Below are 17,419 nucleotides of genomic sequence, written 5' to 3' on the forward strand. Positions count from 1 at the left end.
TCTTGGAGTGGATGAAGAAATGACTACGGGCGGGCGGGAATCTGCACGCTGTCGGGCTCGCGATCTTGCAGCCTGAGCTGGACATGAAGCTGAGCGACTCGCTGGCGAATCTTATCGAGGATGGGCCGCTCATTGACCGCGGCCGGACTGGGGACGTGACCAAGAAACTCTTCCCATATCTGCAACGCATCTCGACCGAGCCCCTGTTGCTCCAACGCAAGGCCCACGTGATAGGCGGCATCCGACGAAGACGAGGTGCAGGCCGCCGCGCGCCTCAGCACTTGCCTCGCCTCTTCCTTATGTCCTTGTGCTTGCAGCACCGTCCCGAGCCCCAATGACGCGCTCACCAAGCAGGCGTCGTGCCGCAGCGCCGCTCGATACAGGTCCGCCGCGCCTTCCGGATCGCGCAGGCGATCTCGGAGCTCGCCCATATTTCTTAAGAGGACGGGATCGCCCGGAGCCAGCGCAAAAGCCCGCTCGTATGTCGTGCGCGCCCGGTCCAGCTCTCCTTTTGCCGTGAAGGCCAGTCCGAGATTCCGTAAGACGTCAGGCCGGTTCGGTTCGAGTTGCAGTGCCGATTCATAGTGGTGAATGGCTAGATCCAGGAGATCGCGATCTTGATGCAGAACCGTCGCCATTAAATGCAGAAGATGCGCGGTGGCGATGAACGAACGAGTGGGAAGCGCGCGCGTGGACAGCGGAACGTTGTGCCTCTGCTTCGTCGAAAACGGAATATGATTCTGCTGTAACCAGTCCCGCAGCCGAGACACGGGGAGAGAATAACTCATACCGGCGCGCATCATAACTGAGCCCAGCCGCTCGCCGCCTGCATTCTTGACCTGCTCTAAATAGGGCACGGTATGAACGACAAGCCCCGCGATCTCACCGGTCTCACCATGCACCAGCGGCCCTCCACTGCTGCCGGCATTCACCAGCCCCACGGTTTGCACGAAGGGAATCAGCAGCCCGGCCGTTCGGGACCGTCCCATGGCTGCCCCGCTGATCGTCATCGGAATGACCGAGGCATGCAGCGTCAAGCCCATTTGCAAAACGTCCGGCACACGCGGGTACCCGACCGCAATCGCCGGCGTGCCTTCATCGGGCGTTTCAGCCGCCAACGGGAGGAAGGGAACCGGATCGCTCGTATGGATGCGGAGCGCCGCGACATCGAGGTCGGTATCGATCGCCACCACGGTCGCGGAAGGATCGACGGATTCATTGTGGATATAGACAAAGAGCCGGGTGGAATGTTCCACCACGTGGGCATTGGTCAGGACCAGCCCTTCCTCCGAGATGAACACCCCGCTGCCGAACGAGAGGGCATTGGATTCATCGTTGATTCCTACGATCAGCACCGTCGCGGCTTTCGCCTCGCGATAGAGCTCTCCCTGGGTAAACGAATGCGCCCGGCCGGGAAGGACCACGAGCAGAATCAGAAATGCGATCAAGAACGGCACAGGAGTGAGGAGCGCCATGGCTCGGCGAGGGAGAGCCGGACGTGTGTAAGAAAAAGGGTCCGCGGGGTGCGCTGCAGAAATAACAAGCGCCATTAGTTGCGCACATTAACAGAGCGACAGATACCCGTCCATTGTTTTCATTGATTCGGGAGCGCGCCGCCCTACAGCACATACGGGCCCCCTGAAGCCTGATACAGGCACGCACAAGTGCGACAGGTACGGTGCAAGACCGAGAAGGTTGAATCGGCAGAGGACGATGCGCGAACGACCGCCGCCCGGCGAAGCCCCGCGGAATTTCTCTGACTGAACAGGGTCTTATATTTTGGAATTTATCCCGACCGCGCTAGGCACCCCCTAGGGGGCCAGCAAAAACTTGAAGGCGCGATGCTGTTTATGCCACCATTTCGTAAGGAATCCATCCATGCACCCCTTGCGATTCAGGTGATGACAGGGGCATAAACCTCCTTGTATAGTATCGCACTCGCTGAACGCTCCATGAGCAGCCGCTTACACCCCTTTCACGGAGCGCCCTTTCAGCATTGCGGTGCACGCCCGAACAAAAAGGCTGAACGACCATGAAACCGCAAATCATCGTGGCTGACGATCACCGTCTGGTGGCCGAAGGTGTCGTCAAGATCTTGGAGAAAGAATACAGTGTAGCCGCGACCCCGTCAGACGGACGCAGCTTTATCGAAGCGGTGGAACGGCTTCGCCCTGCCCTGGCCCTCGTGGATATTTCTCTGCCTCTCTTGAATGGGCTGGATGCCTGCCGGCACGTGAAGAAATCCTGCCCGGAAGTCAAGATTGTCATTCTCACCATGCATGCGGAGCCGCACTATGTGAACGAAGCCTTCCGGGTCGGAGTGGGGGGCTACGTGTTGAAAACCTCTGTTGCGGATGAGCTGCTCTTTGCCGTGAAGGAAGTCCTGAACGGCCGCACGTACATTTCTCCGGTTGTTGCGCAAGGTCTCGTCGATCAGGCGCTGCACGCGGCGGAGGAACCGACAAAACCGACCACCAACGCCCCGGCCGTGATGTTAAGTTCACGCCAGCGAGAGGTCCTGCAGTTAGTCGCAGAAGGTAAATCCAACAAAGAGATCGCCTCCGCGATCAACGTAACGGTTAAGACCATTGAGTTTCACAAGAGCAAAATCTCGAAAGAACTCGGCGTGCGCACCACCGCCGAACTCACCAAACACGCCATCACCCTCGGGCTCATCGCCCCTCCTGAAACGCCGTCGGCCTCACACAACGCCTCGTCTACCTAATCGGTGCGTTCGGCCGAACTTGCCTGAGGGCCAGGTTCGATGGCGGCGCCTCAGAGTTCAGTCAACCCCCGTGCCAGCGCAAATTTGGTGAGATCGGAAGCGGTCTTTACACCGAGCTTTTTCATAATCCCCGTTTTATGAAACTCGACCGTTTTCGAAGAGACATTCATCGCGGCAGCGATCGCTTTCGTCGGGATACCGTTGGCCAGCATGCGCAACACTTCGTCTTGCCGCGGCGTCAACCGGACAGTGTACCCTTCGGGATGCATCCAGGGATGCTCGATCGATTCGCGTATGTCCGCCGCGACGTCGGGAGAGACATACCGGCGGTGGCTCAGCACCATGCGGATGGCGGCCATAAGCTCTTGCGAAGCAGACTGTTTCAGCACATATCCGTCGGCGCCTTGCCGAAAACCTTCGCTGACATAGAACGGCTCGCTCAGCATCGTGACAAGAATAATTTTCACACGCGGCAATTGCGCTTTGAGCGATTGAACGAGATCGAAACCGCTCGCGCCGGGCATGGACACGTCCAGCAACACTATGTCCGGGGCCGACGCCGCCACCTTCTCCAGCAACTCACTCCCGCCATGCGCGCAGCCGACGACCAGCGCATCCTCCGCCAGTAATTGGCAGAGCCCTTCGACCACTAAGAGATGATCGTCCGCAATGAAAACCCTGGGCTTATGCATAATAACTCCGACGGCGGCCAACTACAGGCGACCGCGGCGTTAAGAGATGTGAGCGGGGCAGGCGCCAACCGTCATGATCATATCACAGCGGGGCGCCTTGCCACCTGCGATGAACCCTAGGCGCGGTTCAACTCAGAGCTAGGGGCGGCCCCATCTTCCGCCAGAGCCTGCTCGCAACACAGCCCGGCGTGCGGGGAAGCCTGCTCATTTCACGAAATGAGATGATGATCGCCTGCTAGGGTCGGATTCTGCATAGACTAGGGAACGACCGACTCTTGCCCATCCCCAAAACCGGTTATACCAAATGAAAAGCGTATAGCGAAGTGCGCCCATCTCAGGGACGTCAATCTTTATTTACGAGTGGAGAATGCCTATGTTGACCACATCTCAGGAAGCCAGTGCGCCATGGGTGACCGACCTGCTTCGGGAAGACCATAAGAAAGTAAAGAGCCTCCTTGAAGCATTCGAACAGGCGCGCGATGCCACAGCCAAGCAACGGATCGTCGGAGAAGCGCTGGCGGAACTCGACGTGCAGGCCAAACGGGAGGAGGAAATCCAAGAGGATGATCTCATTGAACAGGCGCTCGATGATTACCATGTCGTCCACATCCTCATCGGCGAGCTGAAAAAGATGAAGACCAGCGACGACCGCTACGGCGCCCAGTTTACGGGGGTGGCCGACAACGTCACACACAACATGAAAGCAGAAAAGCCGGAGATGTTTCCGAAGGACGAAGTCTGGAAGATCGATTGGGAAGCCCTCTCTTCCCGGGTGGAGAAACGGAAGGAGCAGTTGATGGCCAAGAGCGGCGCGACATCTAAAAACGCCAGGACAAGGCCGCCAAGAAAGAATAGCGCGATCCCGGCCCCAAGCAAGGAACAACTCAAAGCGCAAGTCTAACGGACCACATTTCACGCCTCTGTGCACGAAAAGGTGAACGATGCCGAAAACATGTCTTCTCACGCGTGGTAGCTCGCCGAGCACCAAGGTGACCTATCTCTACATTCAACCAAGCGGTATCAACATCAGAAACACTCGCAGAAGCCGCAGCCTTGCACGGCGCTTCCGGTCTTTTGAAAAGGCGGTGCTGAGAGGACGCTGGGGTCTACCAGGGTTATCTCTTTCAAACGTTCCAGGTAATACGAGAGGTGCATTATGAAAGCGCTCTGTTGGCACGGCACAGGCGACGTCCGAATTGATACTGTTCCCGATCCGAAGATTATTGATTCGCGCGACGCGATCGTCAAAGTCACCGCTACAGCAATTTGTGGCTCCGATCTGCACCTGTATGGGGGCTGATGCCGACTATGGAATCAGGCGACGTACTCGGCCATGAATTCATGGGCGAAGTGATGGAGGTCGGTCGTGCGGCGGCCAACAAGCTGAAGCCCGGAGATCGAGTAGTGGTTCCCTTTACCATTTCCTGCGGGTCTTGCTTCTTCTGCCAGAAGGGTCTGTTCTCCCTCTGTGCCACATCGAACCCGAACGCAGAGGTGGCGCGCAAGGCCATGGGACATTCTCCCGCTGGCTTGTTTGGTTTCTCCCACATGCTGGGCGGCTTCGCCGGCGGGCAAGCGGAATATGTACGCGTTCCTTTTGCCGATGTCGGTCCGATTAAAATTCCCTCCGGTCTCAGGGACGAGCAGGTGCTGTTCCTTTCCGACATCTTTCCTACCGGGTACATGGGCGCCGAAAACTGCGGGATGGAACGGGGCGACACCGTTGCGGTGTGGGGCTGTGGACCCGTCGGACAATTCGCCATTCAGAGCGCCTGGATGCTCGGGGCGGGCCGGGTCATTGCCATTGACCGCGTGCCGGAACGCCTGCGCATGGCAGAGAAGGACGGTAACGCCGAGACGATCAACTTTGAGAACGAAGGGGTCTATGACCGCCTTATGGAGATGACGAAGGGACGCGGACCGGACCGCTGCATCGACGCTGTCGGGACTGAGGCCCATGCAGGCGGCAGCTTCGATGCCGTGATCGACAAGGCCAAGGTCGCCGTCTACCTTGGGACCGACCGGCCGCATGTCCTCCGTGAAGCGATCATGTGCTGCCGCAAGGGAGGCACCACTTCGATTCCCGGGGTGTACGTGGGAATGGTTGATAAGATTCCGTTTGGAGCCGCAATGAATAAGGGACTCACCCTGAAAATGGGCCAAACTCACATGCACAAATATATGCGTCCACTCCTTGAGCGGATCGAAAAAGGGGACATAGACCCGTCATTCGTTATCACACACCGGCTTAAACTTACCGACGCTCCCGTCGCCTACCAAACCTTCCGGGATAAGAAAGACGGTTGTATTAAAGTTGTGATGACGCCTTGAGATCATCCACCCGCCAGAGGGCTCAGGCTGCATACGCATGCTTCAACCTGAATCTAAAGCAAATACGGGTTCAAGTTCCCTAACTCGTGGGCAGTTTGATGAATGAGTTCCAGCGGCAGCCACATTTCCCTCCCGGAGCCTGTTGCGCCTGCTAGGGTCGGATTCAGAATGGACTAGGGCACGACCGAGTTTTGCGCCTTCCCTAGACAGGTTACACCGATAATAGTGTAGAGCGAAGTGCCCCTCTCTTAGGGACCGGCACGCGTAAACCATTTTAATTCATACGAGGAGAATGCTTATGTCGACAAAATCTCAGGAAGCCGGCGCGTCAGTGATCACCGACATGCTTCGGGAAGACCATACGAAAGTAAAGGGTCTCTTTGAAGAGTTCGAACAGGCGGGCGATGCCAAGGCCAAGCAACGGATCGTCGAAGAAGCGCTGGCGGAACTCGACGTGCATGCCAAACTGGAAGAGGAACTCATCTATCCGGCGATCGGGGCGGAAATCGACGATGAAGATCTCATGAATGAAGCGCTTGAGGAGCACCATGTCGTCCATGTCCTCATCGCCGAACTGAAAAAGATGAAGCCGAGCGACGACCGGTACGATGCCAAGTTTACGGTGCTCGCCGAGAACGTCAAACATCACATCAAAGAAGAAGAGTCGGAGATGTTTCCGAAGGCCGAAGACTGCGAGATCGATTGGGAAGCCCTCGGTTCCCAGGTGGAGAAACGAAAGGAGCAGTTGATGGCCAAGAACGGCGCGACCTCCAAGAACGGCCAGGACAAGGCCGCCAAGAAGAAATAGCGCGAGGCGGGCCCCGGGCAAAGCGGGGGAAATCGGGAGAACTGATAGCAGCTCCCGGTTTACCCCACGTCCGGTGTAGCGGCAGGAGGGTCGTGTGAAGCCGAAGGAGCTATGGAAACTACTGGGCGTAACCTATATCAAATGGACTGACGATCACGCCCAAGGCCTCGGCGCCGCTTTGGCCTTTTATACCGTCTTTTCCCTGGCGCCCCTCCTGCTGATCGTGATCGCGATTGCCGGGGTGGTGTTCGGACAAGAAGCGGCGGAAGGCCAAATCATCGGACAAATTCAAGGCTTCGTCGGTGAGAAAAGCGCCCAAGCGATTCAAGGCATGCTGGAGCATGCCCGTACACCGTCCACCGGTATCCTCGCCACGGGTGTGGCGCTCGTCACGCTGTTCTTCGGCGCGAGCGGCGTCTTCGCGCAACTCCAAGACGCCCTTAACATCATTTGGGGAGTAGAGACCAAACCGGGACTCGGGATTTTCCAAGATCTGAAAGCCCGCTTCACTTCTTTCGTCGCTGTATTAGGAAGCGGATTTTTACTGCTGGTCTCGCTGGTGCTGAGCGCCGGGTTGGCCGCCGTGGGAAACACGCTGCAAGCCCTTCTCCCCGCCCCGGAGGCCGTACTTCAGGCGATTAATGTCCTCGTGTCATTCGTGGTGATTACGCTCTTGTTCGCAATGATCTACAAATTGATCCCAGACGTGTCGATCCGCTGGAAAGATGTCTGGGTCGGAGCGGCCATGACCGCGTTCCTCTTCACGCTCGGCAAGTTGCTCATCGGCCTCTATCTGGGCAAGAGCGACGTGGGGTTGGCGTATGGCGCAGCCGGCTCGCTCATTGTCATCTTGCTATGGGTGTACTACGCCTCGCAGATCTTTCTCTTCGGGGCAGAGTTTACGGCCGTCTATGCGGCCTCGCACGGGTCGCAGATCATGCCGACCAAGAACGCGATGCCGGCGCGCGCAGGGGCGGCGGCCGTTCCGCGCTAGCCCATCCCCACACCAGGCGAATAGGCGCGCGAGTCCGAAGAGCATCGCCCATCGGCAGGAACCGTTCACTCAAGAAGAAGCGACGCCTATGGCCTTGCGAGGCGTGAACGAAGACCTCTACGCTGAGGGAGCAAACCCGGCGCAACCGCGGGTGGCAGTCCGCCGTCAGACTGCTGACATGTCACCCGCCCGCACCTGCCTCAGCGATATCTCCCAACTGAGCAATCTAGATCAGACCACTGTCGGCCTCCGAGACATACTGCCCAAAATAGTATCGAGATAACGAGGACGCGGACTTCCTAGGGAAAGGAGTGATCGATGGCAAAGAAGAAACGAGACGCACCGAATACCAAGAGTAGCGACCTGAGCGCCTTTCGTGAGGACGGCGAGGGAGAGTACCTGACGACCAATCAGGGCTTGCGGATCAACGACGACCAGAACTCGCTCAAGGCGGGCGAGCGCGGACCCTCGCTCCTGGAAGATTTCCATCTCCGCGAGAAGATCACCCACTTCGACCATGAACGGATCCCTGAGCGCGTCGTGCATGCGCGCGGCTCCGCCGCCCATGGGTATTTCCAGCTGTACAAGTCGCTGGCGCCGCTGACCAAAGCCGTTTTTCTGCAAGATCCGTCGGTCAAGACGCCTGTGTTCGTGCGGTTCTCCACGGTCGTGGGCTCGCGCGGCTCATCCGACCTGGCCCGGGATGCCCGCGGGTTCGCGGTGAAGTTTTACACGAACGAAGGGAACTACGATCTGGTCGGCAATAATATGCCGGTGTTCTTTATCCAGGACGCGCTCAAATTTCCCGATCTCGTGCATGCCGTGAAGCCCGAGCCGCATCATGAGATGCCCCAGGCGGCGGCCGCGCACGATACCTTCTGGGACTTCATCTCCCTGATGCCGGAGTCCATGCACATGGTCATGTGGGTGATGTCGGATCGCGCCCTTCCGCGGAGCTACCGGATGATGGAAGGCTTCGGCGTCCACACGTTCCGCCTGGTGAACGACAAGGGGCAGGCCCGCTTCGTCAAGTTCCACTGGAAGCCGCTGCTCGGCCTCCACTCGGTATTGTGGGATGAGGCGCAGAAGATTTCCGGGAAAGACCCGGACTTTCACCGCCGCGACCTGTGGGAGGCGATCGACAGCGGCGCCTATCCCGAATGGGAGTTCGGGATACAAGTCGTCGAAGAAAAAGACGAGCATGCTTTCGATTTCGATCTGCTGGACCCCACAAAACTCATTCCCGAAGAGCTGGTCCCCGTGCAACGCATCGGCAAAATGACCCTCAACCGCAACCCGGACAACTTTTTCGCGGAAACCGAGCAGGTCGCATTTCACCCGGGCCATCTCGTATCGGGCATCGATTTCTCCAACGATCCTCTTCTGCAAGGCCGCCTGTTTTCGTACACCGACACCCAGCTGATCCGGTTGGGCGGCCCCAACTCGCACGAGATCCCGATCAACCGCCCGATCGCGCCCCTGCACAACAATCAGCGCGACGGCCATATGCGCCAGACCATCAACGAGGGACGGACCAGTTACCAGCCGAATTCCCTCGGCGGAGGCTGCCCCATGCAAGCCAAAGCCGGCCTCGGCGGGTTTGTCAGCTACGCGGAGAAAATGGATGGGGTAAAAGTGCGGCAGCGAAGCCGGAGCTTCTTCGATCACTTCAGCCAGGCAGCGCTCTTCTGGCGCAGCCAGTCGGAACCGGAACAAAACCATATCGTGAACGCGTTCCGATTTGAGCTCGGCAAGCTGGAAGTGCCCGCCATTCGAGAACGCATGATCGGCATGCTCACCCGCGTAGATCAGTCTCTGGCCAAACGCGTCGCGCAAGGCCTGGGACTGACGGTCCCCGCGAAGCCTCCCGCCTTCTTGAACGAAAGCGTCCCGGCGGACGGAAATCCGGCGCAGTACCAGCCGAAACCCGCAGACAAAACAGCGGAACGCTCGCCCGCGTTGGCGATGGTCAACTCCCTGAAAGGCGGCATCGCGACGCGCACGGTCGCGATCCTCGCCGCCGACGGAGTCGATGACGCCGACCTCAACGGCATGAAGAAAGCGTTGCTCGATGCCGGAGCCCAACCCAAGGTCGTGGCCCCACGCCTGGGCATGTTGACCAGCGCCAAGGGCGCGCAGGTTCACATCGATTTCAGTTTTCTGACATCCAGCTCTGTCCTCTTCGATGCCGTCTATATCCCCGGTGGGAATAAGAGCGTCCAAGCGCTCCAACAGGAAGACGAGGCCGTCGCATTTGCGAAAGAAGCCTACAAACATTGCAAAACCATCGGAGCCAGCGGATCCGGACAGGGGCTGTTGAGCGCTGCGGGCCTCGATGCTGAACCGGGCCGGCAGACCGAGGACAAGGGGCTTATCGTCGGCCGGGAAGGCGATATCCGCGGAACGGCATCCCAATTCATCGGCGCGATGGCCCGGCATCGCCATTGGGAGCGCGAGGCGGCGGCCCGCCCGACCTGAACCATTGCTGCGAACTTCTGCCCGCATCACGAGGCTGAGAAGAAGTAGCGAACGATGGTGTAAGTGGATGGATCAAAAACGGGAAGACCCGGCTCGATGTCCGGAACAGAGGGGGGTACAGCATGCCCTTAGCCTGAACCCTGACGAGGGTGACTGTCAGTGTGCGACAGCAAAACGTTCGTAGACCGGTTTTACCAACTTTAAGGAAGGAGAACACGATGAAACCTATGCAGGTCTTTTCAGCAGCCGTATTAACAGCGGGGCTTATCTCTGTTTCAGACTATGCCGCCACCCCGGTTCATGCCGATGGCGGTTCGACATCTGATTTACTGCTCGTTGCGGAGGGCGCCAGCGGGAGCGGTGGAAAAGGCAGCAGCGCAGGCAGTGGAATGGACACAGGACGACCCGGCTCGGGCAGCAGCGCAGGAAGCGGAATGGATACAGGACGCCCCGGCTCAGGCAAGCAGGGAACCATATCTCCAGGGACAGAAATGGGCAGTGGAAAGTCCGGTTCCGGAATGGGTGGGAATCGGAGCTTGCCAGGCGGAATGAGTAGCGGAGGGGCTGGTTCAGGAATGGACACCGGAGAAAGCGGGAGCAAGGGTTCGATCGGCGGAAAGAGCAGATCGAGTTCCGGAGGGATTGGCTCACCCGGGCCTTCGAGCGGAAGCGGGTCATCCGGAATGGGTGGTAGCAGCACTGGTCCGACCAGTGGGTCCGGAAGCGGAGGAAAGTAACGAGAATCCCGAGGGCTTGGCTCAGTAATAGGCTGCGCTGAGCCCTCGCGCGGTTCGTCCGACTTCTCCAAGTATATGTGCGTAGGTTATGAACCTCTTTTCCGGATTTGCAAAAGAAGTCTTGCCTCACTTGCCATGTTCGATGCCCCTGTCTGCATTAGGGTTTACTGCTGAATAAACTAGGGGTGCGCCCAGTCCTTTTCTCCCCCGAGGCCAGCTATAACCCCACAATGGCAAGGGGAATGATCATCCGCGCGAGAAGACCAGACGGAGGCATCCGTCGCGCCGCACGCGGGTGCTCCAATTATTCAATACTTACTCATCGAAAAGGAGACACGATGAACAGCGATCATTTCAAAGGAAAGTGGAGTCAATTCAAAGGCGAGCTCAAACAACAGTGGGGGGCATTCACCGACGACGACCTGATGACCATCGAAGGGGATTACGACAAGTTCAAAGGACTGATGCAGGAGAGGTATGCCGACCGAAAGGACGAGGTTACACGCTGGGTCGATGACTGGTACCGCGCCGAGCAATCCCCCGACTCGGCCTCGCGCGGGCCGAAGCCGGTCAGAGAGAAGAGGCGAATATAACCGGATGAACCGGAACCAGGGAAAGACCGTCAGTCGCTTCTCCCGCACGGTTTCTTCAGAACCAAACCGCCGAATCAGGCGCTTCATTATTGTAGGGAAGAATCGACGACGACCGGTGCGTTGGGCTTTATCGCCCAACGCACCGCTTTTGACCGACCGTGCGCAAAACCAAGAAAAGGAAACACCTATGAAGCAGGCATACACAACTCCGGCGTTTATCGGACGCACATCACCATCGAAAAGAGGGGCAATAATGCGTACTCTTTCCGCCGTCCCACTCCTGGCTCTCATGCTGTCCGGATTGCCCGGACTCGCTCCTCAACCGGCCGCAGCCGCGGATAACGACCTGTTTCAGCAAATGGATATCGGCTTCTTCTCCCTAGGCGGCCGCGCGACCTATACCGACCCAAAAGAAGGGCAGTCCCGGTGGTTCGGCGGCGCGCAGGTCCGGATCAATCCGTTCAAATATTTGTCGTTCGAAGGATCCGCCGATTATCGCCGCCAGGATACGGCGGGCTCGCGTATCCATACCTACCCGGTGCAAGTCTCTGCACTCATCTACCCGCTAGGGCACACCCGCTTGGCTCCATTTCTGCTCGGCGGCGGCGGATGGTACTACACCACGGTGAAAGGACCGGGCAACTTCGACGATACGCAAAATCGATTCGGCCTCCACGCCGGCGGGGGGCTCCAATTCTTTTTCAATGACCACGTATCGATCGACAGCACGTACCGGTACTTATGGCTGGAAGATATTCAATCGAAAGACCAGAACATCAAAGATAAAAGCTTCAACGACAATGGCCACATGGTGACCGTCGGCCTCAACTTCCACTTCTAAGCGCCGAGGCGAAAGAGCGACGAGTGGACTCGTTCGTGAAGCGGCTTTCCCAAACAGGAAAGCACGATCGTCTGCAACGACAAGGATCACTTCACGAACGGCCACCTGTTCAAGATAGGCATGACGAGACGAGCTCCCAGTCTCTTCCAGGAGAGACATCTGCCTGCCGTCAGCTCACAGGAGGGTACCTTACTTAGGTGGGCTTGGGGGAGGATGAACGGCCAGAGGCCTGACGAATGGCGGCATAGAGGTCCGTGTTGATCGCTTCCTTCGGTAAGAAGGTGGTAGCCCCTGCCTCGAGCATGGCCTGCTCAATATGCGGATCGGCTTGAACAGAAAGGCCGATCACCGTGATCAATGGGTATTCTTTCAACATCCTTTTCGTAGTTTCCGCTCCATTCCAACCGGGCATTTGCATATCCATAATCACGATGTCCGGCATGAGCGTACCAGCCAATTGAAGCGCCTGACGGCCGGTAGATGCCTCCCCGACCACGCTCAGGTCGGCGTATTCTCTCAAAAGACAGTGCAGACCCTCTCTCACCAGTTGGTGATCGTCGACAATCAGTACCCGGACCGCGGTCGATAATTTTCCGTCGGAAAGATTATCGCCTGACGCGCTAGGCTGGCAGTGCCCCCCACGGATCGCGCCTTCTGAGGCAGCCGGCTGCTCCATGTCGGCCGTGGGGGCCTCGGTGCCCACGGCAACCGACGTACAGGACAGATGGAGCGACGCAACCGTTCCCTTGCCCGGTTCCGATTGCAGGTCGAATCTTCCACCCAGGTCCATCATCCGCTCTCGAATACTCAACAGGCCGAACCGATCGGAATGATCGTTGTTCAATTTTTCGAGATCGAAGCCGCATCCGTGATCCAACACAGTGAGGATTAATTCACCCTTGGCATAGCTCATTGAAATGGCCGCCTGATCGGTCTGTCCATGCTTGATCACGTTGAACAATAATTCCCGAACCGAGTGGAAAAGCAACACCGCATCCGCCTCTGGAAGTATCAGGTCGGCTTCGCGAACAGACACCTCGACGTTCAGGAGCTTCTGTCGACGCATTTGATCGCCCAGCCACTGGAGAGCAGGGCCCAGACCGCGCTCGTACAAAGCCTGCGGGGTCAGTTCGGAGACCAACGACCGGGTATAATCGAGAGCTTGATGGAGTAGCCCATCGGCATCCTGCAGTACCGTTCTCACGTCCGGCGCGGGCTCCTGTCGCAGCAGCTGTGCCACCTTCATCCGAGTCACGACCAGCAGCTGCGCCAGAAAGTCGTGCAACTCTATCGCCAGCTTCCGCCGCTCCGACTGTTCCGCGACTGTTAAGTCGGTAGCGAGAGCCCGGAGCCGGTCGTACGAGGCCGCAAGCTGTTGCGTTCGCTGACTGACCCGCTCCTCCAGTGTGTCGGCCAGCTGGCGAAGCCGCGCTTCGGCCTGTTGACGCTCGTGAAGTTCGTGAGCTTTCTCGCGATTGGCCGCCTCGAGTTCGGCCGTTCTCTCTACGACCCGCTTCTCCAATTCTCGATTCAACAGCCCCAATTGTTTCTGCGCTCCGGCGTATTGCGCGCGTAATCGCCGCTTCTCCAATGCTTGGCGTGCCGCCTCGCCCAAACGGCCCATCCGGTCCTTACGGAGATAATCATCCGCGCCGTTGCGCACCAACTGTACCGCTTCCTCTTCGCCGATCGCATGCGACACGACGATGAAGGGAATCTGCAGCCCCCTTTCCCGCAAACAATCCAAGGCCTCGCCCGAACTGAATTGCGGCATCGCATCGTCTGAAATAATCAGATCCGGCTGTTTATGGGACAGCTGATAGGTGAAGTCCGCCAGCGTATCGACGCGCTGCCATTGTATGGCGAAGCCGCTTTTCTGCAATTCCCGGAGGGCCAATTCGGCGTCGATCGGATTGTCTTCGACGAATAAGACGCGCAAAACACTCATGCTTTTACCTCTTTCTCCCCGAGGCAAAGCTCCAAGGGCACCTGATTCAGCATCATCCAATAGAGTCCCAATTGCCGGACCGCTTCGGTGAATTGAGTAAAGTCGACCGGCTTGACCACATAACTGCTCACCCCGAGCTTGTAACTCTCGACCAGATCGCGCTCTTCTTTGGAGGACGTGAGTATTACGACAGGAATGTTCTTGGTACGCGGATCCGATTTGCACTGATGCAAGACTTCCATCCCGTCGACCTTGGGAAGTTTCAGGTCGAGCAGAATCAGCCGGGTGGTCGAGCTGAGGGGGTTCCCGGCGTATCGCCCGGTACTGAAGAGACATTCCAACGCCTCCTCGCCGTCCCGCACCACATGAATCCTGTTCGCCAAATGATATTTCTCAAACGCCCGCAGGGTGATTTCCACATCCTCCGGACTATCTTCGATCAATAAAATCTCCGTCCCCTGCCTCATGCGGTGGCCTTTCTCAAGGAAAAAAAGAAGGTGGCGCCACAGTCTATCTTGCCCTCTGCCCACACCCGCCCGCCATGGCGGTGGACGATGCGCTGGACGATCGCCAATCCTACGCCGGTGCCTTCGAAATCCTCTTTCCGATGCAACCGTTGAAATACCCCGAATAACTTGTGCGCATATTTCATATCAAACCCGACGCCATTATCCTTGATGTAGTACGTGACCGCATCTGCGTTCATCTCGTCCGGCAGCCACCCGACTTCGATCCGAGCCTCATCCCGATACCGAGTATACTTGAACGCGTTCGTCACCAAATTGCTCCAGACGAGTTTCAAGAGGCGCCGGTCGCCGTGGCAGCAGGGCAAGTCCTGCAGGGTCAGTTCTATGGTGCGGTTTTCCTGCACGATCCTCAATTCGTCCGCCGCCTCCCGCGCTAGCTCTGTCATCGTGACTAAACGGATCTCCAGGCCCTGGCGGCCCAACCGGGACAACTCCAGCAGATCGTCGATCAGCTCGCCGGCCTGCGCGGAGGCCTTGCGGATAATGGTCAGGCAGCGACGGGCTTCGGCGTTCAAGAGAAGGCCGTGATCTTCCTCGACGATCCGGCTGAAGGCGTCGATGGTGCGCAGGGGGGCGCGCAAATCGTGAGACACCGAGTAGGAAAAGCTTTCCAGGTCCTTGTTCGATTCGGCCAGCGCCGCCGACTGTCTCTTCAAAGCGTCGTTGGCAGTCGTCAACGCCGCGTCGCGTTGCAGCAGCGACTCCTCCACACGTTTCTGATCCGTGATATCCCGCGCGATCTTCGAGGCGCCGATGATCTTTCCTTGGGAGTTGACTACCGGTGACACGGTCAGAGAAACAATTAATTCGGTCCCATCCTTGCGACGCCGAGCCGTTTCATAACGCTCGATCACCTCACCCCGCACTATCCGTTCGAGAATGTGAGACTCTTCGTCCTGCCGCTCCGGAGAAATGAGCCGAAGCACGGGGTGTCCGATCATTTCCTTTGCGGTATGCCCGAACAAGCGTTCTGCTGCGTGATTCCAACTCGTCACGATGCCCCGCAGATCGATCCCGATGATCGAGTCGTCAGACGACGTCACGATGGAAGCTAAATTAGCGACCGCCTGCTCTCCCTGCTTGCGGTCGGTAATGTCAATATTGACTCCGCGGACCCGCGTCGGAAAGCCGGAGGTCCCCTGGATCATCGTGTGCCAACGCCCCATCAGCCAATGCTCGCTCCCGTCCGGCCACAGCACGCGAAACTCCTCTCCATCCCGCTCGCCCGTCTCATTGGCTTCCCGGAACTGCTGGAACACTCTCGGCCGATCTTGGGGATGGACCAGGCTCTCCCACGCCGCCTGGGTGGTGGGGAATTCTCCCGGCGGCAGCCCATACAGCGCCTCCATTCCCTGACTCGAGATGAAGCCCTCCGCCTGCAGATCGACCTCGAATGTGCCGACTCGACCGGCTTGTTGGGCAAAGCGGAGCCGCGCTTCGCTCTCGCGCAAGCCCTTCGCCTGCGCATCCCTGGTGCGGAGGGCCGCTTCATAAGTCCCCGCCAGCGCCCGCAGGTGGTGGATCATCAGCAGCGCGATTAACGTGCCGGCCCCCAGCAACAGCGACAGCGTAATGCCGTAGAAGAATTGCCCGCGCCCTTGCACCTGACGACTCCGTTCATCCCGCAATGTCCGCTCGGTGGCAAGAAAGGCGGCGATCTTATTGCGGATGCCGTCTATGAGGTGCTTCCCCTGGTCCTGCAGCGCGAAATCAGCCTGACCTCTCCTCGAGACCGTCATCATCCTTTCGGCAAGGGCTTTCCACTGGGCCGTCAGGTCTTGCAGCTCCTCCACCACCAAGACCTGGGGACGGTTATCGGACACCAGCACGTGTAGGCGAGCGACCGAGAGATCGATATTCTGTCTCGCCTGCTCATAGGGTTCCAAAAACCGGCGGTCTGCGGTCAACAGATATCCCCGCAACCCCGATTCCATCTCGACGAGCTGGAGAAGATGATTCTCTCCCGCCATAATCACTTCATCGGTCTGGGCCACCCGTCCGCTGGCGTCCAATAACTGCTTCATCTGCCATAACAAAAACCCGGCGATGAGGAGCAATCCGGCAACCGGCACCCCGACCGTCATGATGAGTCCGGTCCGGCTCGGCCCGGGGCCGCATACACCCCCTGCCTCCTCCCCCGCGTCGTTCACATTCGCGCGGAAGCCGGCCCCAGGCGCCGGCCGCATATTTTCAATGACCGCAATAATGACGGCGATGGTTGATAAATAGATCCCGAATCCCCACAATTCTTCGGGGCCGGCGCTGAATGCAAACCGTGGTTCGATAAACAGCCAGTTTGCGGCAAGGTAGCTGACGAGCGCAGCGAGGAGACCCGGCCCCCATCCCCCGTACCACGTTGCTAGAGCTACGAAACCGAACAGGGTAGTAACCGGGAGCTGAGGACCCATTACGGGATCGAACAAGGCCCGCAGGAGTATCGCGCCGGCCGCGCAGGCCACTCCGACACCGTATGCCCGAAGCGTGGAACGCGCCCGAGCCGGCTGCGGAGGATTTTCCGCGAGTATAGCGGAACCCGAGCTGTCACCCGTCATCGATCGCTCACGATTCAGCGAACTCCTACAGCTTTATTCCGACCGGGGCATAGTATAAGGCAGGGCGCTTCTCCGAGTCCCCTAGGGGAATCCCTAGTCGGAGGATAAACGGTGGGTTGTTCGACGAAGACTCGGCGCGGCCCCTTTCGCGTTTCTCGCCACCCGGGCCCTCGTTAGGCACAAGATTGATTGC

At 58.4% G+C, this 17,419-nt stretch carries 13 protein-coding genes; 8 read left to right on the forward strand and 5 right to left on the reverse strand.

Annotation, left to right across the window (positions count from 1 at the left end; translation table 11 throughout):
- Nucleotides 1-23: 23 nt before the first annotated feature.
- Nucleotides 24-1,475: a tetratricopeptide repeat-containing serine protease family protein gene (locus Q7U39_14970; GenBank protein ID MDO9119261.1), complete on the reverse strand. Its 1,452-nt coding sequence runs from the start codon at nt 1,473-1,475 to the stop codon at nt 24-26.
- A 557-nt stretch (nt 1,476-2,032) separates the two neighbouring features.
- On the opposite strand from Q7U39_14970, the gene Q7U39_14975 reads away from it, so the two are divergent.
- Nucleotides 2,033-2,725: a response regulator transcription factor gene (locus tag Q7U39_14975; GenBank protein ID MDO9119262.1), complete on the forward strand. Its 693-nt coding sequence runs from the start codon at nt 2,033-2,035 to the stop codon at nt 2,723-2,725.
- 50 nt (nt 2,726-2,775) lie between these two features.
- Here the strand turns inward: Q7U39_14975 and Q7U39_14980 are convergent, their stop codons facing one another.
- Nucleotides 2,776-3,417: a response regulator transcription factor gene (locus tag Q7U39_14980; protein MDO9119263.1), complete on the reverse strand. Its 642-nt coding sequence runs from the start codon at nt 3,415-3,417 to the stop codon at nt 2,776-2,778.
- A gap of 373 nt (nt 3,418-3,790) precedes the next feature.
- Between Q7U39_14980 and Q7U39_14985 the strand changes: the two genes are divergently transcribed.
- The 7 genes from Q7U39_14985 to Q7U39_15015 all read left to right on the forward strand — a co-directional run bounded on the left by Q7U39_14985 (nt 3,791) and on the right by Q7U39_15015 (nt 12,199).
- A complete protein-coding gene (locus Q7U39_14985; protein MDO9119264.1) occupies nt 3,791-4,318 on the forward strand; it encodes a hypothetical protein in 528 nt (175 codons plus the stop codon).
- A gap of 398 nt (nt 4,319-4,716) precedes the next feature.
- Complete coding sequence (locus Q7U39_14990; GenBank protein ID MDO9119265.1) at nt 4,717-5,748, forward strand: zinc-dependent alcohol dehydrogenase; 1,032 nt, start codon at nt 4,717-4,719, stop codon at nt 5,746-5,748.
- A gap of 298 nt (nt 5,749-6,046) precedes the next feature.
- Nucleotides 6,047-6,556, forward strand: coding sequence for a hemerythrin domain-containing protein (locus Q7U39_14995; protein ID MDO9119266.1), 510 nt, complete (start codon nt 6,047-6,049; stop codon nt 6,554-6,556).
- Nucleotides 6,557-6,650: 94 nt separating this feature from the next.
- Nucleotides 6,651-7,550 (forward strand): YihY/virulence factor BrkB family protein, encoded by a 900-nt coding sequence (locus Q7U39_15000; protein ID MDO9119267.1) that lies wholly within the window; start codon nt 6,651-6,653, stop codon nt 7,548-7,550.
- Nucleotides 7,551-7,868: 318 nt separating this feature from the next.
- Complete coding sequence (locus Q7U39_15005; GenBank protein MDO9119268.1) at nt 7,869-10,028, forward strand: catalase; 2,160 nt, start codon at nt 7,869-7,871, stop codon at nt 10,026-10,028.
- A gap of 1,075 nt (nt 10,029-11,103) precedes the next feature.
- A complete protein-coding gene (locus Q7U39_15010) occupies nt 11,104-11,358 on the forward strand; it encodes a CsbD family protein (protein MDO9119269.1) in 255 nt (84 codons plus the stop codon).
- 253 nt (nt 11,359-11,611) lie between these two features.
- Nucleotides 11,612-12,199, forward strand: a complete 588-nt coding sequence (locus tag Q7U39_15015; GenBank protein ID MDO9119270.1) for a porin family protein — start codon at nt 11,612-11,614, stop codon at nt 12,197-12,199.
- Between the two features lie 193 nt (nt 12,200-12,392).
- On the opposite strand, the gene Q7U39_15020 is transcribed toward Q7U39_15015, so the two are convergent.
- Genes Q7U39_15020 through Q7U39_15030 form a run of 3 tightly spaced genes read right to left on the reverse strand, consistent with a single transcriptional unit; the run spans nt 12,393 to nt 17,226 of the window.
- Nucleotides 12,393-14,147: a response regulator gene (locus Q7U39_15020; protein MDO9119271.1), complete on the reverse strand. Its 1,755-nt coding sequence runs from the start codon at nt 14,145-14,147 to the stop codon at nt 12,393-12,395.
- Nucleotides 14,144-14,614, reverse strand: a complete 471-nt coding sequence (locus tag Q7U39_15025) for a response regulator (protein MDO9119272.1) — start codon at nt 14,612-14,614, stop codon at nt 14,144-14,146. The genes Q7U39_15020 and Q7U39_15025 overlap by 4 nt, the downstream gene beginning before the upstream one ends.
- Nucleotides 14,611-17,226, reverse strand: coding sequence for a PAS domain S-box protein (locus Q7U39_15030; protein MDO9119273.1), 2,616 nt, complete (start codon nt 17,224-17,226; stop codon nt 14,611-14,613). The genes Q7U39_15025 and Q7U39_15030 overlap by 4 nt, the downstream gene beginning before the upstream one ends.
- Between the last annotated feature and the right edge of the window lie 193 nt (nt 17,227-17,419).

It is taken from the genome of Nitrospira sp. (assembly GCA_030653545.1).
Taxonomy (GTDB): domain Bacteria; phylum Nitrospirota; class Nitrospiria; order Nitrospirales; family Nitrospiraceae; genus Nitrospira_D.